The 21408-nt window shown below is 70.6% G+C and carries 13 protein-coding genes; 7 read left to right on the top strand and 6 right to left on the bottom strand.

All coding sequences use genetic code 11. The features are described from left to right. Positions 1 to 503: 503 nt before the first annotated feature. The 6 genes from ABZ725_RS39895 (at position 504) to ABZ725_RS39870 (ending at position 10302) form a co-directional block, all read left to right on the top strand. Positions 504 to 1766 carry an MFS transporter gene (locus ABZ725_RS39895; RefSeq protein WP_358807277.1) on the top strand — a complete coding sequence of 421 codons (1263 nt, stop codon included), beginning with the start codon at positions 504 to 506 and terminating at the stop codon, positions 1764 to 1766. A gap of 88 nt (positions 1767 to 1854) precedes the next feature. Further along, on the top strand, positions 1855 to 3234 hold the full coding sequence (locus ABZ725_RS39890; protein WP_358807276.1) for a hypothetical protein: 1380 nt from the start codon (positions 1855 to 1857) through the stop codon (positions 3232 to 3234). A gap of 606 nt (positions 3235 to 3840) precedes the next feature. Then, the gene (locus ABZ725_RS39885; RefSeq protein WP_358807275.1) at positions 3841 to 4578 is read left to right on the top strand and encodes a helix-turn-helix transcriptional regulator; all 738 of its coding nucleotides are present in this window, start codon (positions 3841 to 3843) and stop codon (positions 4576 to 4578) included. Positions 4579 to 4901: 323 nt separating this feature from the next. Beyond that, the gene (locus tag ABZ725_RS39880) at positions 4902 to 5762 is read left to right on the top strand and encodes a hypothetical protein (RefSeq protein ID WP_358807274.1); all 861 of its coding nucleotides are present in this window, start codon (positions 4902 to 4904) and stop codon (positions 5760 to 5762) included. Then, positions 5762 to 8074 (top strand): bifunctional serine/threonine-protein kinase/ABC transporter substrate-binding protein, encoded by a 2313-nt coding sequence (locus ABZ725_RS39875; protein ID WP_358807273.1) that lies wholly within the window; start codon positions 5762 to 5764, stop codon positions 8072 to 8074. The genes ABZ725_RS39880 and ABZ725_RS39875 overlap by 1 nt, the downstream gene beginning before the upstream one ends. Further along, positions 8074 to 10302, top strand: coding sequence for a bifunctional serine/threonine-protein kinase/ABC transporter substrate-binding protein (locus ABZ725_RS39870; protein ID WP_358807272.1), 2229 nt, complete (start codon positions 8074 to 8076; stop codon positions 10300 to 10302). Before ABZ725_RS39875 ends, ABZ725_RS39870 begins: the two co-directional genes overlap by 1 nt. Before the next feature lie 37 nt (positions 10303 to 10339). On the opposite strand, the gene ABZ725_RS39865 is transcribed toward ABZ725_RS39870, so the two are convergent. The 4 genes from ABZ725_RS39865 to ABZ725_RS39850 all read right to left on the bottom strand — a co-directional run bounded on the left by ABZ725_RS39865 (position 10340) and on the right by ABZ725_RS39850 (position 15909). Further along, positions 10340 to 11236 (bottom strand): RNA polymerase sigma-70 factor, encoded by an 897-nt coding sequence (locus tag ABZ725_RS39865; protein ID WP_351919285.1) that lies wholly within the window; start codon positions 11234 to 11236, stop codon positions 10340 to 10342. Between the two features lie 37 nt (positions 11237 to 11273). After that, complete coding sequence (locus tag ABZ725_RS39860) at positions 11274 to 12476, bottom strand: FAD-dependent oxidoreductase (RefSeq protein WP_358807271.1); 1203 nt, start codon at positions 12474 to 12476, stop codon at positions 11274 to 11276. A gap of 113 nt (positions 12477 to 12589) precedes the next feature. Next, entirely contained in the window at positions 12590 to 14653 is a 2064-nt protein-coding gene (locus ABZ725_RS39855) for a PQQ-dependent sugar dehydrogenase (RefSeq protein WP_358807270.1), read from the bottom strand. 20 nt (positions 14654 to 14673) lie between these two features. Then, the gene (locus ABZ725_RS39850; protein WP_358807269.1) at positions 14674 to 15909 is read right to left on the bottom strand and encodes a glycoside hydrolase family 88 protein; all 1236 of its coding nucleotides are present in this window, start codon (positions 15907 to 15909) and stop codon (positions 14674 to 14676) included. A gap of 370 nt (positions 15910 to 16279) precedes the next feature. Between ABZ725_RS39850 and ABZ725_RS39845 the strand changes: the two genes are divergently transcribed. Continuing rightward, positions 16280 to 16978, top strand: a complete 699-nt coding sequence (locus ABZ725_RS39845; protein ID WP_358807268.1) for a glycoside hydrolase family 75 protein — start codon at positions 16280 to 16282, stop codon at positions 16976 to 16978. Between the two features lie 765 nt (positions 16979 to 17743). On the opposite strand, the gene ABZ725_RS39840 is transcribed toward ABZ725_RS39845, so the two are convergent. Both ABZ725_RS39840 and brxD read right to left on the bottom strand, forming a co-directional pair. After that, positions 17744 to 19942: a DEAD/DEAH box helicase gene (locus ABZ725_RS39840; protein WP_358807267.1), complete on the bottom strand. Its 2199-nt coding sequence runs from the start codon at positions 19940 to 19942 to the stop codon at positions 17744 to 17746. Beyond that, entirely contained in the window at positions 19942 to 21291 is a 1350-nt protein-coding gene (gene brxD, locus ABZ725_RS39835; protein ID WP_358807266.1) for a BREX system ATP-binding protein BrxD, read from the bottom strand. The genes ABZ725_RS39840 and brxD overlap by 1 nt, the downstream gene beginning before the upstream one ends. Positions 21292 to 21408: the final 117 nt, after the last annotated feature.

The following is a 21408-nucleotide window of genomic DNA, read 5'->3' as shown; positions in this document are numbered from 1 at the left end:
CCCACAACCCACCAGTCGCGACCCACACCCAACGGGTCCCGACCCACAACCCACCAGTCGCGACCCACACCCAACGGGTCCCGACCCACAACCCACGGGGCGCGGACCGCAGCCCACGGCGCACGGCCCGGGGCCCACGCGTCGCGGCCCATACCCCACGGCGCACGGCTCACAGCCCACGGGTCGCGGCCCGCAGCCCACGTCACCCGGTGCACGCCCCGCGGCACGCAGCCGTCGACCGACCGCCGCTCGGCGGACCGCCACTCGGCAGCCCGCCGCTCGACCGGCACCGCCCCGGGCCGAGCCGGTGCGGGGCGCTGAATCTCGTCCCCACCGGCCCCCACCGGCCCGCACCCGCCCCCTGACGTCCACGCCCACACCCATGCCCACGTCCACGTCCGACGCCCACGTCCCACGCCATGTCCCACGCCCGCGATCCACGCCTGTGCCCACGGGACGCCCGGTGCGGCGGACGCCCCCTGACACGCCCCCTCTGGAGACCCATGTCTTTCCTTCGCCCCCATTTCCCGGGTGAACGGGCCCTCATCACCGGCATTGCCATCGACGCGACCGGCTCCGGTCTGTACGTCCCGTTCAGCCTGGTCTTCTTCCACCACGTCACCGGGCTGTCGTTGCCGGTCATCGGGCTGGTGCTGACCATCACGGGGCTGATCGCCATCGGCGCGGTGCCGGTGGCCGGCGTCGCCGTGGACCGGTTCGGCGCCCGAAGAGTGCAGCTGTTCCTGTACGTGCTGCGCGGCGCCAGCTTCGCCTGCTTCCCGCTCGCCGCGCATCTGCCGACCTTCGCCGTGCTGGCGCTGCTGACCGCGATCGGCACCCGGGCCTTCCCCGCGGTGCTGCAGGCGAGGATCGCCGAACTCGTCGAGGGCACGGACCGGGACCGGATGCAGGCGCTGCAGCGCAGCCTCGGCAACGCCGGGCTCGGCGCGGGCACCCTGATCGCGTCGATCCTCATCGCGGTGGGCGGCGACACCGGCTACGTCATCGCGGCCTTCGTCAACGCGGGCAGCTTCTTCCTGGCCGCGCTGCTGGCGCTGCGGACCCCGCCCAGCCCCGTGGTGAGCGCCAAGGCCCGGGCGGAGAACCCCGGCTCCTACCGGCTCGTCGGCCGGGACCGACCCTTCGTGACCCTGGTCTTCGCCAACTTCCTGGTGGCGCTGGGCTACACCTCCCTGACCGTGCTGCTGCCCATCTACAGCACCGACTGGCTGCACATGCCCGAGGGCCTGACCGGTACCGCGTTCCTCGTCAACACGGTCATCTGCGCCACGCTCGGCGTTCCGGTCGGCGCGCTGGTGCGGACCAGGTTCAGCACCCGCAGCCGGGCCGCGGCGGGCGGGGCGGCGATGTTCGTGGTCGCCTTCCTGGGGCAGGCCGCGCTCGGCACGTTCCGCCCGGAGCACGTCTCGCTGGCGCTGGCCGGGGTCATCGCGTGCGTGCTCGTCATGACCGCCGGCGAGCTGGTGCACAGTCCGGCCTCGGGCGCACTGTCCCAGGCGGCCGCCCCGCCGGAGATGCGCGGCCGCTACATGGCCGCCTTCCAGCTGTCCTGGACCCTGGCCTACGCCCTCACGCCCAGCCTGCTGACCTCCCTCCTCACCGTCGACGGCCGACTGCCCTGGCTGCTGCTGGCGGCGGCCGCGCTGCTGGGCGGGGTGCTGATGATGCGCGTGGAGCGTTCGCTCCCCGACGACGTCGTCCGCTACCCGCGCCCCGCCCCGAGCAAGCCGGTCACCGCGGCCTGACGCCGACAGGACATCGTCGACAGGACATCACCGGCAGGAACACCTCCGACAGAAACATCGCCCACCGACCACCAGAAGAGAGGTTTCCGTGGATCGCGTCTCCCTCACCGCCGAGTACCTGAGCAAGCTGGAGAAAAGCAATCCGAAGTCGAGCGAACTGCTGGGAGCGCTGCCGGAGAACAAGATTCTCAACAGCGACAAGCCGGGCGGCAAGGGCAAGTGGCTCGCGCGTCCGATGTTCCTCGGCGGCGCCGAACTCGCACAGCTCACCGACGACCTGGACAACCTGCTGACCGCGTTGTCCAGTCTCCCCGACCGCCTTTTCGACGGCGATTTCGCCGCGTTCGCCCGCGCGGTGGGACTGAACGACGAGCAGGTGTCCGCAGTTCTGCTGGGAAGGGGCGCCTCGATGACGCGTCAGTCCCGGGCGGACATGATTTGCGACAGTTCCGGATTCAAGCTTTTGGAACTGAATATGGGCAGCACCATCGGCGGCGCGGAAAACGTCGACGTCTGCCGCGAGCTCCTCGCACACCCGGCGCTCGCCGAGTTCGCCGAGCGTCATGGACTGGGTTTCGTGGACTCACTGCGCGAGCAGGTGAACAACGTCCTCGCAGAAAGCGGTTTCAGCGCGGACGACCGTCCGGTGGTCGCACTGACCGAGCAGCCGGGCTGTTTCGAGGACGAGGTCCGATACATGACGGCCCTCTGCGAACGATGGCGTGAATTCGGCCTTCTGGCCGAACCCTGTCACCTCGGGCAACTGAAGGTCCGCGACGACCGGGTCTGGCTCGGCGGGAAGCCCGTGGACATCGTCGTGCGGACGTTCCTGATCCGGGACATGGAGTCCCCCGAGGTACGCGCGCTCGCCGAGGCGGTCTTCGCGGCGGCGAACCGCGGCGAGGTCGCGATCTTCACGGCCATGGACACCTCGGCATACGCCAGCAAGGGCGCCCTGGCGATGCTCTCGGACGAGCGCAACCGCGACCTGTTCAGCGCCGCGGAGCTGGCGAGCATGGACCGCATCCTGCCGTGGACCCGGATGGTCCGCCCCGGCACGGTCACACTGGAGAGCGGCGAGCGCGTCGACCTGCTGGAGTACGCGGCCGCCCACCAGCGGGAGCTGGTGCTCAAGCCGACCTCCCTGTCGGGCGGCCGGGGCGTGGTGCTCGGCTGGGCCGACGACGTCACCCCGCAGCGCTGGCGCGAGCAGCTCACCGCCGCGCTCGACAGTCCGTTCGTCCTCCAGCGCCGAGTTCGCGCCGAACTGGAGCAACTCCCCGACGGCGACGGCGAGCTGCGGCCCTTCCGGCCGGTCTGGGGCGTGTTCACCGGCGCCAACGGATTCGCGGGGGCGAGCGTCCGGGCCATCCCGGAGACGGTCGGGGACGTCGTGGTCAACGTGTCGAACGGGGCGCACGTCGGCGCCGTGCTGCACCAGAAGGCGGAGCCCGCCCCGGCCCGCTAGGACAGACCCCAGGAGAGGAGACCCGCCGCGCCCGCTTTCGCTCCCCGACCCGGGAGCGAAAAGCGGGCGCTCGGTGCACCGAATGCTTTCCCTTCCCGCAACAGCAAATAATCCACCCATAAACAAGTGCCCCTCGCACCTATCCTGTTCCCTCAAGAGAGGCCATATCTTGGGCTGTATTTCTACGTCGTCCCACGACTCCGGTACGGTTAAGATGGACTTGAACGGGACTGCATCTTCTGAGTAATTGAACCAGAATCCGGGCGACACCCCACAGCGCACGACCACCATGAGTCACACCTGTCACGGTGTGAGCCTCACCACCTGATATTCGCCGGTCGAACACGCTACGCTCACGCCCGATCTGACGGCGACAAACATCGCAATCGATCACATGACAACCAAACGGCCGCCCTGTCCAGACCAATGGGCGACCACGACGGGGGGAATGTCATGCAGGCGGTTCGCTGGCATGAACAAGCGCATGCCGATCAACGCGCGTTGACCGGCCAGACCACGACACAATTGATCAGCATCTGCGCACCGGCCCTGGCGTGCGAGGTATTGCGCCAGACGCTCTCGGAACTTCCGATTCCGCGCCGGAGTGTGCACCTGACGGGCCGTTTCGCCGCCGAGGCGATCAACCGGCCCGATTCGGACCTCGCCCGGTTCGCGTGCGGACAGACCCTCGGGCGCAGTCATGGGCTGCGGCTGCTGCTGCCCCAGACCGACATGCCGGGACCGGAGACCCGCTCCCGCCTGACCCGACTCACCGCCGAGGGGACGCAGATCCGCGTCTCGTCGGGCTCACTGCCCAACCTGGCGCTGCTGGCCAGGGAGGTCGCCCTGGTGGAGACCGCGGCCGGCCAGGACGGCCGACCGCAGATCGTCGTCGTCCGCCGCGAGGCCACCGACGCGCTGTACCAGTTCCAGCAGACCCTGTGGGAGCACGCCGCGGAGCTGATGCAGCCCCGGCGCGGCGCCCGCCCGGTACGGCTGGACGAAGCGCAGACGCAGGTCCTGCGCATGCTCGGCAGCGGCATGAAGGACGACACGGCGGCCCGGCAGATGAACGTCTCCGTCCGCACCTACCGGCGGCATGTGGCCGCGATCCTGAAGACCCTGGGCGTCAACACCCGCTTCGAGGCAGGCCTGAAGGCCGCGGAACTGGGGCTGCTGACCCAGCGTCGGGTCCCGTCACAGGGCACCGGACCGGGAGCCGGCGCCGGCTGCGGACCTGTGGGCGGACCCGGTGGCAGATCCGCCGACGGTTCAGACGGTCGGTCCAGTGGCCGATCCGATGGCAGGTTCCTGCCGAGTCTGCTGACCGAGGACGCCTGTTGAACGTCCCGGACGAGTGGACCGGCTCAGCGGAGCACACCGGCGCGGCGGAGTCGTAGGCCTCCGCCGGTGCAGCCCCCGGCGCGGCAGGGGGCTGCACCGGCGGTTGCCGGCTTCGGTAACCGCCCGTGTTCATGGAACCGTTCGCCCCGTTTTCCCGTACCTCTGTACGATCACCGCACGCGAGGCGGGGGCGCCGAGACGGAGGGGCGGGAATGGACGACAACTCGGGCAGACCCAGACCGGTTTGGCCGGCTAGGCCGGTTGGGTCGGCACAACCAGTCCGGTCCATGCGGCCGGCTCGGTCCGTGCGGCCGGTTCGGTCGGTGCGGCCGCTGAGGGCGGTGGCGTCGGCGGCCACGGTCGCCGTGCTGCTCGGCGGCTGCGGCGCCGGGGACGACAAGACGGCCGAGCCGAGCCCTTCGGCGTCCGCCCGGTCGTCGTCCGGCACTCCGTCAGGGTCCGGCTCCCCTACAGCCTCTGCCTCCACCGGCAGCGGTTCGACGTCCGGTAGTGGCTCGACGTCCGGTAGGGGCTCGACGCCGCTGACTCCGTTCGAGGCGGACCCCGCGGCGGTGCCGCGGACGAAGGCGCAGGCCGAGGCCCTGGTGAAGGCGGTGACGCTACGGCCGGAGGGCTGGGGAGCGGACTTCCGCGCCCAGCAGCCGGCCGAGAGCGCCCCCGGCACCGCCGCCGTCCTCGACGAACAGTGCCGCTGGCAACGCCAAGCTCTCCCCCAGGGCGTCCTGGCCTCGCTGTCCGTCTACAGCGCGCTGCCGGCCGTCAAGGGCAAGGGAGAGCTCAAGGTGACCGCGGCGGTCACCGTGCACACCACGGTCCTCGACGCCGACGAGCAGTTGGCCACCACGCTGGAGGAGGCGTTGCGCTGCCCCGTGCAGCAGGTCCGCACCGACGAACAGATCGCCGGACTCCAGTCGGTCGGCACGCCGTACGGTCAGGGCGGCAACGGCTACGCCGACGACCAGGTCCTGGAAATAGGTTCCTATCTCAGCGCGGACGGCCAGCAGACCTATCGCTGGGACGTCGTCCGGCTCGGCACGGTCGACGTGGCGGTGTCGGTGAAGGGCGCCGCGGGTTGGACCGTCGACGAGTTGACCCAGCGCATGTCACAAGGCGTCACCACGATGCTCAGTCGCCTGGAGTTCGAGCTCGGAGGAAAGAGCTGATGGAGCCGCTGCGTTCGTCCGATCCCGCCCATATCGCCGACCACCGTCTCCTCGGACGGCTCGGCGCCGGCGGCATGGGTGTGGTGTACCTGGCGCGCACGCCGGGCGGCGCCCTGGTGGCGCTGAAGGTCCTGCTCGCCGAATACGCCGAGGACCAGGGCTTCAAGGAGCGGTTCCGCCGCGAGGTCGAGGTCGCCCGGCTGGTCGACAGTCCCTGGGCGGTGCCGCTGGTGGACGCCGACGCGGACGCCGAAGCGCCTTGGCTGGCAACGGCGTTCGTGCCCGGCCCGTCGCTGGGCGAGGCCGTGTCCGCACACGGGCCGCTGGCCGAGCACGGGCTGCGGCTGCTCGGCGCCAGGCTGGCGGAGGCGCTGAGCGAGGTGCACCGCGCCGGGCTGGTCCACCGGGACCTGAAGCCGGGCAACGTACTGCTCGCCCACGACGGGCCCCGGCTCATCGACTTCGGCATCGCCCGGGCCCCGGAGGACACCGCCCTCACCGCGACCGGAATGGTGGTCGGCACCCCCGGCTATCTCTCGCCCGAGCAGGCCGGAGGCCCCGGCGGCGACGACATCGGCCCCGCGAGCGACGTCTTCGCCCTCGGCTGCGTCCTGGCGTTCGCCGCCACCGGACGGGCGCCCTTCGGCAGCGGAGCGGTCGACGCCCTGCTGTACCGGGCCGTGCACGACCCGGCGGACCTCGACGGAGTGCCGCCGGGGCTGCTCGCCGTGGTGGAACGCTGCCTGGAGAAGGACCCGGCCGAACGGCCGACCGCAGCGGAACTGGCGCGGGAGCTGGGGCAAGACCCGGAAGCGGAAGCGGACGCCGAAACGGACGCGGCGGCGGAGGCAGCCGCGGCGAAGGAGGCATCCGGGTGGCTGCCCGAACCGGTCACCCGGCTGATCGCGGAACGCTCGGCCGCCGCGCTCGCGCTGCCGGACATCGAGCAGACGCACATATCGGCCGGCACCTCGCCACCGCCGAACGACACCGCACCCGCCGAGTCCGAAGTGCAGGACACTCCACCCGTTCAGGCGTCGGCACAGGCAGCCGCACCCGAATCCGAACCCGAATCCGAACCGGAGGACGCCGCCCCCTCGACCGGCCGACGGCGTTTCCTGCTGCTCGCCGGCGGAGCCGTGGCGCTCACGGCGAGCGGCGGCGCGGCCTGGTGGGCGGTCGCCCGGGACGATGACTCCGGAGACGACGCCCCCGCCGCCTCCGCGTCCTCGCGGCGCCCCGTGCACACCATCGCGCTGCACGGCGACCTCAGCGGTCCGCAGCGGGATGCGGGCAAGGCCCAGGAGCGCGGACTGCGCCTGGCCGTCGCCGAGTTCAACGCGCGCGCCGACGCCCCGTTCACCGTGCAGGTCAAGGCCGTCGACGACGCGGGCGACCCGGCGACGGCGGAGCGGCTCGCGACGGAACTCACGGACGACCCGGCGGTTCTCGCCGTGGTCGGCACGACGACCGATGCCACGGCGCAGACGGCCCTCGCGAAGTACGACGCCGGACTCCTGCCGGTCGTCGGCGTGTCCCCCGGCGGGATCAACCTCGCCCTCCAGGGCTTCCGTTCGTTCCTGCAGGCACGCCTGCCCGACTCGGTGCTCCCCGTCTTCGTGAGCAACTACCTGACGGGTACCGCGCGTTCGCGCAAGATCGGCATCGTCCTCGACCGACCGTCCGGTAACTACGGTTCGGAGATGGGCAGTTCACTCAGCAATACGCTCGCCCGCGCAGGGCAGCCGTCCGTGCCGGAAGTGGTCAGCGCGATGCGGCCCGACTTCGGCAGCGCGGTGGACGGCCTGCTCTCCGCCGGCGCCGACTCCGTGTTCTTCGCCGGCCTGTACGACCGGGGCGCGCTGATCGCCGGGACGCTGCGGGAGCGCGGCTTCGAGGGCGCCCGCGTGTCCGGCCCCGCGCTGCTCGACGGACGGTTCCTGACCGAGGCCCAGGACGCCGCCGAGGGCTGGGTGATGGTGGCCCCGGTCATCGACGCGACCGTCAAGCCCGAGGCGAAGGCGTTCGCGGCCGCGTACCGCGAGCGCTGGAAGGAGGCGCCGCCACGGTACGCGGCGGAGGCATACGACGTCACCGGCATGCTGCTGAAGTCGCTGTCCGGGCTGCCCGCGAAGGGTCGCACCAGGGAAGCGCTGCTGGCGGCCGTGCGGGCGGTGAAGTACGAGGGCATCACCAAGCCGTTCGCCTTCCAGGACACCGGTCAGATCGTCATCGACGGCACCGGCGGCTACCTCTGGCGAGTGGAGCAGGGCGACTTCGTGTACGGCGGCCCCGCGCCGCTCACCGGCTGATGGAGCCGCTGCGGACCGGCGACCCGTCCCGCCTCGGCCGCTACCGCCTGCTGCGCCGACTCGGCGCCGGCGGCATGGGGGTCGTCTTTCTGGCCCGCGCGCCGGGCGGGGCGATCGCCGCGGTCAAGGCGGTCCGGGGCTCGTACGCCGAGGAGGCGGGCTTCCGGGCCCGCTTCCGCCGTGAGATCGAGGTCGCCCGCCGGGTGGACAGCCCCTGGGTGGTCCCCCTGCTGGACGCCGACGCGGACGCGGAGACCCCGTGGCTGGCGACCGCGTACGTCCCGGGCCCCTCGCTCTCCGAGACGGTGGACGCCTTCGGACCGCTGTCGCTCCCTGCCGTCCGGACGCTGGGTCTGCGCCTCGCCGACGCGCTCGACGCGATGCACGGGATCGGCCTGGTCCACCGCGATGTGAAACCGGGCAACGTCCTGCTGGCCCCGGACGGTCCCCGGCTCATCGACTTCGGCATCGCCCGCGCCCCGGACGCCACCGCGCTCACCTCCAGCGGTGTGATCGTCGGCTCGCCCGGCTTCCTCTCGCCCGAGCAGGCACGGGCGCGCGGCGGCGAGATCGGCCCGCCCAGCGACGTGTTCTCGCTGGGCTGTGTGCTGGCGTTCACCGCGACGGGGGTACGACCGTTCGGCGCCGGCGCGGCGGCCGGCATGCTGCTGCGCACGGTCTACGACGACCCGGACCCGACCGCGATCCCGGAAGCCCTGGCCCCCCTCGTCCGATCCTGCCTCCACAAGGACCCGGCGCAGCGCCCCACGCTCGCGCAAATCCGCGCGGCCCTCAGGGAGGGAGGAACGGAGGACGACCCCGAGCAGTCGGGTTGGCTGCCCGAGCGGGTCACCCGGCTGATCGGCGAACGGTCCGCCGCCGTGCTGGCCATCGGCGCGATCGAGCCGACCCAGGTGCCCACGCCGACAGCCGACATGTCAGCGGACACCGTGTCACCGGACGCCATGACGCTGACGGCCGTCACGACGACTCCGCCGCCCGCCGCACCCGGAGTCGGCCGCCGCAGCCTCCTCCTCGGCTCGACGGCCGGCGTCCTGGCGGCCGGTGGCGGCGGCGCCTGGTGGTGGAGCACCCGTCGGAAGCCGGGGACGACACCGTCGTCGTCCGCGGCAGGCCCACGTCCCGAACTGGTCGTCGCCTTCCAGGGCGATCTGACCGGGAGCCGGAAGGACTACGGCAACGCCCAGCTCAACGGGGCCCGGCTGGCCGTCGAGCAGATGAACGCCAAGAGCGACCACCCCTTCCGCCTGAAGCTGCGCACGTACGACGACGGCGGCGACGCGAAACGTTCCGCCGCCCTGGCCGCGCAACTGGCGAAGGACACGGCCGTCCTCGCGGTGCTGGGGCCGACGACCGACGCGTGCGTGCTCTCCGCCGCATCCACCTACGCCAAGGCGACGATGCCCGTCCTGTCCGTCTCGGTCGGCATCGACACAGCGCCCACGACGACCGGCAAGACGCAGTTCCCCTCGCATGCGTTGCTGCGCGTCACGAGCGAGCTCCTCGCCGCGCCCTGCGTCCGCTACCTCAGCGGCCACGTCGATTCGCGCAAGGCGTTCCTCGTGGACGACCAGGCGCAGGGCGACTCCGCCTGGGCCCTGTGCGACCAGACCCGGCGGGCGCTCCAGCAGGCCGGCCGGGACGCCACGCTGAAGAGCGTCGCCGCCGGAAGGATCGACTACGCGTCGCTGGCCGCCGAGGTGCTGGCCGCCGGCTCGGACGCGGTCGTGTTCACCGGCGACGCGACCCGGGCCGCCGGACTGGCGTCGGCCCTGAAGTCGGCCGGTTTCACCGGAACCCGGATGGCGACGGAACGAGCCTTCGACCCCCGGTTCCTCTCCGCCGCCGGCGCCGCCGCGACCGGCTGGGTCTTCGCCACGTCCTTCATCGACCCGACGGCCGCCCCCTCCACCCGCGCCTTCGCCGCGGACTACCGCACCCGGTTCGGCACCGCCCCCGGCTGGTACGCGGCGGAGGCCTACGACGCCGTGATGTTCCTGACGGCGGCCTGCACCAAGGACGGCACGGCGGTGCGGGAGCGGGGCGCGATCGCCCGCAGGCTGCGCGAGGTCACGTACACGGGCGTCAGCCGCACCCTCAAGTTCGAGACCGGGTACGGCTTCAACCACGACGCGATGTTCGTGTTCCAGGTCGTCGACGGCAGGTTCCGCTACCTGGGCCAGTACAAGGATGCGGCGGTGTCGTGAGGCGCAGGACCCTGCTACGGGCACGGGGCCTCGGCGGTCAGCGGGAGGTGAGGGGCGTCTCGGACTCGACGTGGGTGAGTTTCTCGGGGTTGCGGACGTAGTAGAGGCCGGTGACGCGGCCGTCGTCCACGGTGAAGGCCAGCACGCCGTCGATCACGCCGTCGACGCGCAGGACGAGTCCGGGGTTGCCGTTGATCGTCGTGGGCTCGCTGGTGAAGGCGCCGCCGGCCTTGGCGACGCTGCCGGCCATGTAGCGGAGCACCTTGTCGGCGCCGACGACGGGCCGCAGGGCCGCCAGCTTGAGGCCGCCGCCGTCGCTGACGAAGACGACGTCCGGGGCGAGTACGTCGAGCAGCCCCTGCAGGTCTCCGGTCGCAAGGGCGGACTGGAACGAATCGAGCGCTGCCCGGGTCTCCTCGGGGGAGACCGGTGTGCGCGGTCGGCGGGCGTCGACGTGCTGACGGGCGCGGTAGGCGATCTGGCGTGCCGCGGAGGGGCTCTTGTCGATGGCGGCCGCGATGTCGTCGTAGCCGAAGTCGAAGACCTCGTGCAGGACGAAGACGGCGCGTTCGATCGGTGAAAGGCTTTCGAGGACGAGCATGAGCGCCAGCGACAGGTTCTCGGCCAGTTCGACGTCCTCGGCGACGTCCGGCGCGGTGAGCAGCGGCTCGGGCAGCCAGGGGCCGACGTAGGCCTCCTTGCGCCGTTGGAGGGTGCGCAGCCGGTTGAGTGCCTGCCGGGTCGTGATCCGCACCAGGTAGGCGCGCTGGTCCCGTACCTGCGCCAGGTCGACCTCGACCCAGCGCAGCCAGGTCTCCTGGAGGACGTCCTCGGCGTCCGCCACGGATCCGAGCATTTCGTAGGCGACGGTGAACAGCAGGTTGCGGTGGGCGACGAAGGCCTCGGTCGCGGGGTCGGTGACGTGGTCGCTCATGTCGTGCGTTTCGTTCTCTCCGGAGAAGGGGTGGCGGCTAGGCGGCACGCCGGGGGCCGGCGGGGGCCTCTTCCGGCTGAGACGTTTCCACACGGTCGGTGCTGTCGCCGTGGGACGCGCGGGTTGCGCGGGAACTGGCCTTGCGCGCCCCGGAGAGCAGTTTGTTGAGGGTGAAGCGGCAGGCGATCTCCTTGACGCCGGCGCCGGTGCGTCCGCTGATGCTGAGCGCGTTGACCTTGTCGTCGGGGTAGGAGAACTGGGTGACGCCTTCGTTGCGGCCGAGGCTGAGGCACTGTCCGGCGAAGAACATCCGCACGGGGGCGGCCTTCTTGCCCGCGATCCGGCGCAGGACGGTGTCGGCGGCGGCCGGGCCGAGCTGGGTGGCGGCCTGGCAGCTCATCCGGAAGGGGTGGTCGGGCATGACTCCGGCGTCTCCGGCGGCGATGATGCGTTCGTCGTCGTAGCTGGTGAGGGTGGTGTCGGTGAGCAGGCGGCCGTCGTCGTCGGTGCGCAGTCCGCTGCGGGCGGCCAGGTCGGGGACGCGGAATCCGGCGGTCCAGACGGTCACCGCGCTGGGCAGCGCGCGGCCGTCGTCGAGCCGGACGGCGTCCTGCGTCACCTCCGTCACGCGCGCGCCGGGGCCTTCGACGACGTGGACGCCCAGCTTGGCGAGGCGGCGGGCGACCGGGCGGCGGACCCGGGCGTGCAGGGAGGGCCCCAGCACGCGGCCGCAGACCAGGGTGACCTTGCGGCCCGTCTCCGCCAGCTCGGCGGCGGTCTCCAGGCCGGTCGGGCCGGAGCCGACCACGGTCACCGGATCCGACGCGGACGTCGCCTCCAGCGCCGTCCGCAGGCGTTGCGCTCCCTCGAAGTCCGACACCCAGTGCGCGAACTGCGCCGCTCCGGGGACGCCGGGGTCGGCGGCGCCGCTGCCCACCGCGTAGACGAGGTAGTCGTAGGACAGCGTGCCGCCGCCCGCCAGCGACACCTGGCGCGCGGCGGCGTCGATCCGGGTCGCGGTGTCGACCACCAGCCGGACGTTCGCGCCCAGCACCTCGCCGAAGCCCTCGACCGCGTCGTCGGAGCCGGTCACCAGCTGGTGCAGCCGGATCCGCGAGACGAACTCGGCACGCGGATTGACCACGGTCACCGACACGCCGTCGCGCCGGGCCAGCTTGTTGGCCGCCGTCACGCCCCCGTACCCGCCGCCGACGACGACTACCTCGACGTTCGCGTTCATGATGTCTCCTCGTGCTGTGGTGGACTCGACATGGAGACACCGGCCGCCCGCCCCGCGTAACAAGCCTGCGGATGAGACGTAGCGCACATCAGCGCGATGGGCTCGATGACCACTCAGTCAATGCTCACGCGGAAGATCTTGTCCGCGCCGTCCGCCTCGCCTCCGTTGTTGTCGGCATTGGTGGTCGACAGCCAGAGCTGGTCGGCCCCGGGAACCTTGACGACCGTCCGCAGCCGGCCGTAGGTACCCACGTAGTACGCCGTCGCCGTGCCGACGTTCTCCGTGTCGCCGTTGATCGGGATCCGCCACAGCCGCTCGCCGCGCAGTGACGCCATGTAAACGACGTTGCGGACGATGGCGATCGCGCTCGGTGAGGCCTCGGAGACGTTCCAGGTCTTCTTCGGGTTGGTCATGCCGGAGACGTCGCAGGCGCCCTCGCAGGTCGGCCAGCCGTAGTTGCCGCCCGGTTTGATCAGGTTCAGCTCGTCCTTCGAGCTGTTGCCGAACTCCGCCTCCCACAGCCGTCCGTTGCGGTCGAACGCGAGGCCCTGCGGATTGCGGTGGCCGTAGCTGTAGACGTAGTTGCCGAACGGGTTGCCGGGGGCCGCCCTGCCGTCGGTCGTCATCCGCAGGATCTTGCCGTTGAGCGAGTTCTTGTCCTGCGCGAGGTCCGGCGTCTGGGCCTCCCCGGTGGAGACGTACAGATAGCCGTCGGGGCCGAAGGCCAGCCGTCCGCCGTTGTGGTAGCGGTTCTTCTTGATGCCCTGGAGAAGGACCGTGTAGCCGGTCAGGGAACTGCCGTTGTACGTCATGCGGACGACCCGGTTGCCCTCGGACGCCGTGTGCATGAAGTAGACGTAGTGGTTGGCGGCCCAGTCGGGGTCGACGGCGACACCCATCAGACCGCCCTCGCCGTCGGTGGTGACGGCGTTGGGCACCGTCCCGACCTGGGTCTTCGTGCCGTCCTTGGTCACCTTCCAGACCCGGAAGTCGTCCCGTTCGGTAACCAGGGCGCTGAGCCCGTCGGGCATCCAGTAGGCGCCCCAGGGAATGGTCCAGCCGCTGGAGACGGTGGCGATCGACGAGGGCACACCGCCGTCCGTCGCGCAGGCCTTCGTCGTGAGGTCGACGGTGTTGCTCGCCTCGGACACATTGCCCGCCGCGTCCCGCGCCACGACGTTCAGCGCGTACGGGCTGGCGCAGGCGAGCCCGGTCAGTGAGGCCGCCGTCCCGGTGACGGTCTTGTAGACGGCGGTGCCGCTGCGGATGTCGTACGCGACCACGCCCCGGTCGTCCGTGGCGGCGCCCCAGCTCAACTCGGCGCTGTTCGCGGTCACTTCGCCGACCTTGAGGGTGCCGGGCCTGGTGGGCGGAGTGGTGTCGGTGCTCTTCGCGGTGGTGCAGTCCACGGCCGGGCTGGCCGGCGAGGCGTTGCCGGCGGCGTCCCGGCCGATGACCGTGAGGTCGTAAGTGGTGTCGGGGCTCAGCCCTGTGAGGACCCGGGAGGTGGAACTCCCGTCCGTCTCGGTGAGTTTGTTGCCGTGCTCGTAGATGTCGTACGCCGCGACGCCCACGTTGTCGGTCGAGGCGCCCCAGGTGAGCGTGAGGCCGTTCTCGGTGATCGCGGAGCAGGCCGGCCGACCGGGGCGGCTCGGGGCCTGGGTGTCGGGGGCCGCGCCGACGCTGATCCGGTCGAGGTTGGGGCCGCCGTTGTCGGTGGTGGCGGTGGCCCGGATCTTGTTCGAACCGGCGGCCAGCCGGACGTCGACGCTCTTGGTCACCCAGGTGTCCCAGTCGGCGGTGGCCGGGAAGGAGACGCCGGAGGCCACGACCGTGCCGCTCACGGAGATGTCCATGGGCCGGTCGACGGCCGTTCCGTTGGCGTAGCGGAACGTGAGCGAGGAGGTGCCGGCTGCGGCCGCGCTCACGGTGAACTCCACGTACGAGCCCTTGACGTTGGTGTAGTCGACGAAGCCGGTGCCCGTGTACCCGGCGTGGTTGGTGGCCACGGCGCCCTGGGAGATGACGGCGTTCTCGGCCTGGTAGTCGGTGGCCGCGCGTGCGACCGTCGCACTCAGGCCGATCAGGGGCAGGGCGAGGGCCAGCGAGAGGCCGTACAGCAGCGTCCGTCCGGGGCGTCCGGGGGTCCGCGCGCGTTTCGATCTGGTGTGGTTCATGGGGTGTCCCTCGTGTCCCTTCACTGTTGCCGCGGCACTGGTCCGTCCATCCGTCCATCCGTCCATCCATCTGTCCTGAGCTGCTCGTTCATGATCAGGAAGGCGCCGAGGCCGTGGAAGTCGTTGGTCTGCCGGGGCCGCGCGATGTAGAAGTCGTAGTCGCCGACATTGGTGCCGATGGAGATGTCGGTGAGGTCGGTGCGGCCGTCGGGGCCGAGCGAGATCCTTGCCAGGACGCCCTCGTAGCCGCGCCGCGCGACGGACCGGTAGTGCGCGTCGATGTACCCCTGCTGGGCGCCGCGCGAGAGGGCGTAGGTGAACATGCTGGAGCAGGAGGTCTCGGTCCAGTTGTCGCTCCGGCCGCCCTGGTCGATCACCTGGAACCAGCGTCCGGTCGCCGGATCCTGGTACCGCTCGAGACCGGCGGCCAACTGCCGCAGGATGCCGACGAGCCGGTGCCGGCCGGGGTGCCGGGCAGGGAGCGCGTCGAGCACGTTGACGATCGCCATCGAGTACCAGCCCACCGCCCGGCACCAGTGTTCGGGGGCGAGCCCGGTCTCCGGATCGGCCCAGCTCACGGTCTTCGACTCGTCGTAGGCGTGCCGCAGCAGGCCGTTCGACACCTGGAGATGACGGCCGTAGACGGCGAGTTGCTTCGCCGCCTCGTCATGGGCGTAGGCCGAGTCGCCGAACTCCTTGCCGTACTCGACGAGGAAGGGGTTCACCATGTAGACGCCGTCCGACCAGAGCTGGTGGGCGCGGCTGCTGGTGTCGGCGTGCCAGAAACCGCCGTCGGAGGTGCGCGGGTAGCTGTTCAGCCGGTCGCGGATCTTCTTGGCCGCGATGCGGTAGCGGTCCTGGCCGGTCTCGTGGTGCAGGATCACCAGCAGCCGACCGGCCTGCATGCTGTCGAGGCTGTTGAAGTTCTGGTCGATGGTTCCGTCGGTGCGCACGAAGCGGTCGACGTAGGCCTGGATGTAGGAGAGGTACCGGGGCTCGTGGGTGCGCCGGTAGGTGAGGTACTGGCCGTAGAGATACAGGCCCACGGGGTACGACCAGCCGCCGATGGTGCTCGGTGTGAAGCGGGCCGTGGTCGAGTCGATCATGGCCACGGACCAGTCGGTGGCGGCGTTTGAACGGGCGACGGCCGTGTGCTGTGGGACGGGCGGGACGGGTGGCGGGGCGGCTGCGGAGACCGTCAGCAGACCGGCGGCGGCGAGCGCTCCGGCCGTCAGCACGGCACCGAGACGCCTCACGATTCTCCCACCTTCAGGACCAAGTCCTCCGATGTCTGCCGAACGTTGCTCATGGGTGGGCTCACCTTCCTGGGGAGTGGGGGGTCGCGTGAGGCGTCAGGAGTGGCAGGAATGCCGAAATAGTTCCCGCCGGACCGCCGACTGTTCACGTACATGCACCAGGTTCATGCACTGAGTTTCAAGGCGTGAACAGAGTCCCGGCCGGACCGAACAGGGTCAATGGTCCGAACCGATAAGGTCGGACCCTTTCCGGCCAATCTCCGTTTGCGGCAGGGGGGTTGACGACACCGGAGCACCGGGTCCACGTTGTACGACACCAGCGTAAGGAAACTTTCCTAACAGAACAGACCTGACGGAAGGGTCCCCCACCGTGCGCTCTTCGACACTGACCCTCGGCGCGGCCACCGGTGCCGCCCTCCTGGCCGCCGCGGTCCTCCCGGCGAACGCCTCCGCCTCCACTTCCGCCTCCGCCCCGGTACGGGAGGGATCGGTCAGCGCGGCCGCCCTGCTCGCCAAGGTGACGTCCTGCTCACAGATATCGAACGGCAAGTACAAGACCGACGACGAGACCTCGGCGTCCATCCCGGTGTGCGGCAAGAACGGCGCCGTCTTCTGGAAGGCCGACATGGACATCGACTGCGACGGCCAACGCACCTCCAAGTGCAGCGAGGACACCGACCCCTGGTACCAGGACGACACGGCCTTCCACCAGTCGGACGGCAAGCCGCTGCGCGCCGACTCGTTGCCCTACGTCGTCGTGCCCAGCTCCAGCTCCCTCTGGAACTACGGCTCCGCGGGCATCAAGGGCGGCGGGGTCGTCGCGGTGATCTACCAGAACAAGGTGGAGTACGCGGTCGTCGGCGACACCGGCCCCACGAAGATCATCGGCGAGGCCTCATACGCAACGGCCAAGGCCCTCGGCATAGACCCGGACCCGGAGACCGGCGGCACCGACTCCGGCGTCACCTACATCCTCTTCAAGAACTCCAAGGCGTCCCCCATCGAAAGCCACAGCGCGGCGGTGACCTTGGGCGACGAGCTCGCCCAGACGTTCTTGCGCGACAACTAGCGCCTCCAGGCCTTTAGCAGGGCCTGCCCCTGCCCGGCGAGCGGGCGGGCCCTTACCGTTACGCAGACCGACGGCTCGTCGGGTACCCGTTGCTCCGGGCGGGGGGCGAGGGGTGCGGGGCCCTCGGCGGCAAAGCCACGGGGGGCGGCAGACGAGTCGGACTGTACGCCGGGGAATGTCACCGCAACGCTGTGACCTGCGCAAAGGTGTTGGGAGGGCACCCTTTTGGCTACCTTGATGGCTACGCAAGACGAGATCCCGTCCCGGAGCGGTCCGGACGGGGCTTCGTCACTATTGGGGTCAGGCGAGCTACTCGATGCACCCGAAGACGTCCGAGTCCCTCTCCATGCAGCCGCCTTCGCATCCTGCAGACGACCCTGACGGTGGCCGCGTAGGCCACGATCACATCGATGGCTGGACGATGCGTCACCTGCGCGATGTGGCATCTCAACGCGATCCGACCTCGACTCGCCGCACGCTGCCTCAAGGCCACCACGGTGGACACCGCCAGACCGCCTCCAGGGTGGCGAGCTTGATGTAACCCTCTTCTGGCACTCTCTCTCCGGCCGCCGAGATGCCCCAGCCTTGCGCCGGAAGATCAGTGCCTGCACGTCCTGCTCCTGCCGCCGCACTGCCTGCGCCGTGGTGACCCGCGCGGGCTTCCCGCCTCTACTGGGCGGCGAGCGCATCAAGTGATGACGGAGCAATTGGGGCGAACGTAATCCCTGGCGTACCGTTTGAAGCGGCCTTGACGGCTTGTTCGCTTCAGCCGTCGTACTGAAAGCGCGTCGGCTCGCCAAGCACCGAGCTGGCGCTCTCGAAGTCGGCCAAGCGGGCCGCCACCGTGGCCACGGCGAGGCGTTCCGGGAGGGCGGCGGAGAACTTCAGGCCGCGTACGGCCCGGCGGTCCACGTCAGGCAGGACGAGGTTCTCTCCGACGTTGTCACGGGCTGCACGCCAGTCGGCCGGGGTGAGGTTCTCGCGCAGGCGCAGCCAGCTGTCGGTGGGGCGTTGCAGGGGGTCGGTGACCGACTGGAGGGTGGCTGCCAGGGTGGCGTTGGCGCGGTAGCCGGCCCAGGTCCACCAACGGACGTCGGAGCCGACGCGTGTGATCAACGTGCCGCCCGGGTGGACGGTGTCAGGTGCGTCGGTCTCGCGCTGTTCGGCCAGGCATGTCTCCGCCCGCCGGGTGAGGGAGACGGGCGGATTCCTGCCGAGCAACACCTCGCGCATGGCGCGCGTCAGAGCGTACGACAGTCCGACGACGCCGCCGTTCATCCACTTGGCGATTCCCCCGCCATCGGCCGGCTCGACGAAGACGCGTTTGCGCAGCCAGTCAATGTAAGTGACCTGCCAACTGCGCCCACCGAGCAGCAACCGCCTGGGACCGGGGCGTTCCTCGGTGAGCACACTCGGGTCGGTGCGGCCGATCTCCGTGCGCCCGGACAGGACGGTGAACTGCGGAGGTGCGGTGAAGGAGGCGGTGAGTTCGATGAAGTGCCGTTTCCCGAAGCGGCGTTCTGCCTCGGGACCGATGAACAGCATCCCACCGTCACTGTCGAGGTAGCCCTCCTCGGTGAGGAAGCGCAGGATGGGGGCGGCCGACTTGTCGAAGGGGGCGAGGCCGTTCCACTGCCGGTCCCACAACTGGTCGCCGAGCTTGTGCTGTTGCAGGGTGACGGCAAGCAGTTGCTGGGCTACCAGGTGGCGCGGCCCCGGCGGGGGGACGACCGGTTCCACCCAGCCGCGCGACCACAGCAGCAGCAGGCCCGCCGCCTGCAGCAGGGTGTCCTTGCGGGTGGTCAGGAACAGACAGTTCCGCACGGTGCCGGACCGCCGGCCTGTGCGGCCGATGCGCTGCAGGAACGAGGCGACGGAGGCCGGTGAGTCGATCTGGATGACGCGGTCCAGGTCACCGACGTCAATGCCGAGCTCAAGGGTTGATGTGGAGACGATGACGCAGTCGCGGGCCTCGGCGAAAGCCTGCTCGGAACGGGCGCGTTCATCGACGGAGAGCGAGGCGTGGGACAGGAAGACGGTCACCTCGCGCGCACGAAGCGCCGCGCCCAGCTCCTCGACCTGTCGACGCGAGTCGCAGAAGACGAGCCGCTTCTCTCCCCTGTGCAGGGCTGCGATGAGTTTGGCCGCGTTGTCGAGGGAGCCGACGTAGTCGAGTTCCACTTCGCCCGCAGGCCTGCTGGACGGCTCGGCGTTCGCTTTGTCGCCGCGTCCGCTGCCGTCGGTGGCCGGCAGGTGCACGCCAGGGGCGACGACCTGACCGGGGCGGCTGCCGACGCCCGCGCCTTGCAACCAGTGCAGCAGCTCGGCCGGGTTGCCGACGGTCGCCGAGAGCCCGACACGCTGAATAGGCCGTCCGGTGACCCGCTCCAACCGTTCGAGCACGGCGAGCAGGTGCCATCCCCGGTCGTCCCCCGCGAACGCGTGCACTTCGTCCACGACGACGGCCCGCACGCTCCCCAAAAGGCGGGCGTGGTCGGTCTTGACGCCGATCAGCATCGCTTCGAGCGACTCGGGCGTGGTCAGCAGGATGTCCGGCGCCTCGGCCCGGATGCGCTGCCGTTGCGATTCCTTGGTGTCGCCGTGCCAGAGCGCGGCCCGTCGCCCGAGCCACTGGGCGTACGTGTCGACGCGGCCGACCAGGTTGTTGAGGAGTGCCTTGAGCGGGCACAGGTACAGCACGGATGTACCGGTCCACTTCTGCTCGGTCATCGCAGACAGCAGGGGGAAGCAGGCCGCCTCGGTCTTGCCCCCCGCCGTCGGAGCCAGCAGTACGGCGTCCTGTCCCTCCATGAGCGGCGTGATCGCCGCCCGTTGCAGGGGGCGCAAGTCGGGCCAGCCAAGTGTGTTGACGATGTGATGCAGGACGACGGGATCGAGTCGGTCGAGTACGTCGATGCCCTCGTCACCGGGTCTGGTCCCGGTCGGGCTCCCCGCATCCGCCATCACAGCTCCAGGTCGATGTCATCGGCCGACGCGGAGTCCCCGGAGACCGTGGCGGCCAGATTTCGCTCGACGTCGGTGAGTTCGCTGTCGGCGACGGTGAGCCGGTAGTGCTGCCGGGGGTCGAAGTCGTCGAACTGGTCCACGCGGTCGAGTACGTCCCCGACGAGTTTCTTCAGGAAAAGCCGGGGAGCCACTCCGACCTTCCCGCCCAGCGCCCCGCCGACGGCTACCGCGAGGTCCGCGACATACACATCGTCGACGACCTTACGCACACGGTCGGGCGCTTCTGCCGCATCGGCGTACAGGTCGCGGATGGTGAGGCCGAGTCCGACCAGGGACTCCTGGTTGAAGCCGGGAAGCCTGATCTGTACAGCGCGAGGGTTGTCGAAGCGCGGGTCGGTCGTGAAATCGGTGGCCAGCCGCTGAGCGAGCGGTGCCAGACGTTGCACGCCCTGCTGACCGTCGTAGAAGGCCGGGGTGCCCGTGATGACCAGATAGAGGCCGGGGAAGCGGCCCGAGTGAACCTCGTCGATGAGCTGCCGCAGCGCGTTGAGTGCCTTGTCGCGGGCGTCCGACCGGACCCGCTGCAGCGTCTCCACCTCGTCGAGGACGACGAACAGCCCGGTGTGTCCTGAGTCGCGCAGCACGGTGAGGAGCCCTTGCAGGAACCCGAGCGCACCGAAGTGGTCGAGGTCGCCGCGCACCCCGGCAGATCGGCGGGCGGAGGCCGCCACATGCGGCTGGCCGCCGAGCCACGCCAGGACGGCCGCCGCAGTCGCCTCGTCGCTGTCCGCGAGGGCGGCCCGGTAGCCGCGCAAGGCGGTGGCGAAGGACGGGGCATGCCGGGAGACCTCGGCAAGCCGTGCGACGAGCAGCTTCTCCACCTCGCCCGGAAGATCGTCCTCGGTCGCACCGGCAGCGAGTGCGTCCTCCTCCAGGGCGTAGAACCAGGCATCGACGACCGGCCGGAGGGCGCTCGCGGGGAAGCTGGAGGTGGTGAGGCGCTCGCTGAGCCGCCGGTAGACCGTCTCGAGCCTGTGCAGCGGTGTCTCGTTCTCCGAGACCTGGATCTCGGCCACGGCGAAGTTGCGTCGCTTGGCCCGCTCCCCCAGCCAGCGGGTGAAGAACGTCTTGCCGGACCCGTACTCGCCCCGCACGGCCTTGAACACGGACCCGCCGGACGCCACGGCGTCCAGTTCCGCGTCCAGGGCCGCTTCGAACCGGTCGAGTCCGGTGGCCAGCAGGTCGAGACCGCTGTCGGGCACGGCACCGCGTCGCAGGGCGTCGATGACGGTGCGGCGGCGGGCGGCGCTCACCTGGGCGGGGCGCTGGGATCCGGTGGTGCTCACGGCAACCAGTCTTCCATTTCCACCGGCACGCCCGTACGGGGACCGGAAGGCGGCCGTCTATCGGTCGGCGCTGCACGCGGCACCGTAGCGGGGCGCCTACTTCGTTGAATCGGTTGA

Source organism: Streptomyces sp. NPDC006872 (genome assembly GCF_040635845.1).
In the GTDB taxonomy this organism is placed as follows: domain Bacteria; phylum Actinomycetota; class Actinomycetes; order Streptomycetales; family Streptomycetaceae; genus Streptomyces.
Note: the sequence above shows the minus strand (reverse complement) of the source record. Positions and strands in the feature narration are given on the sequence as shown.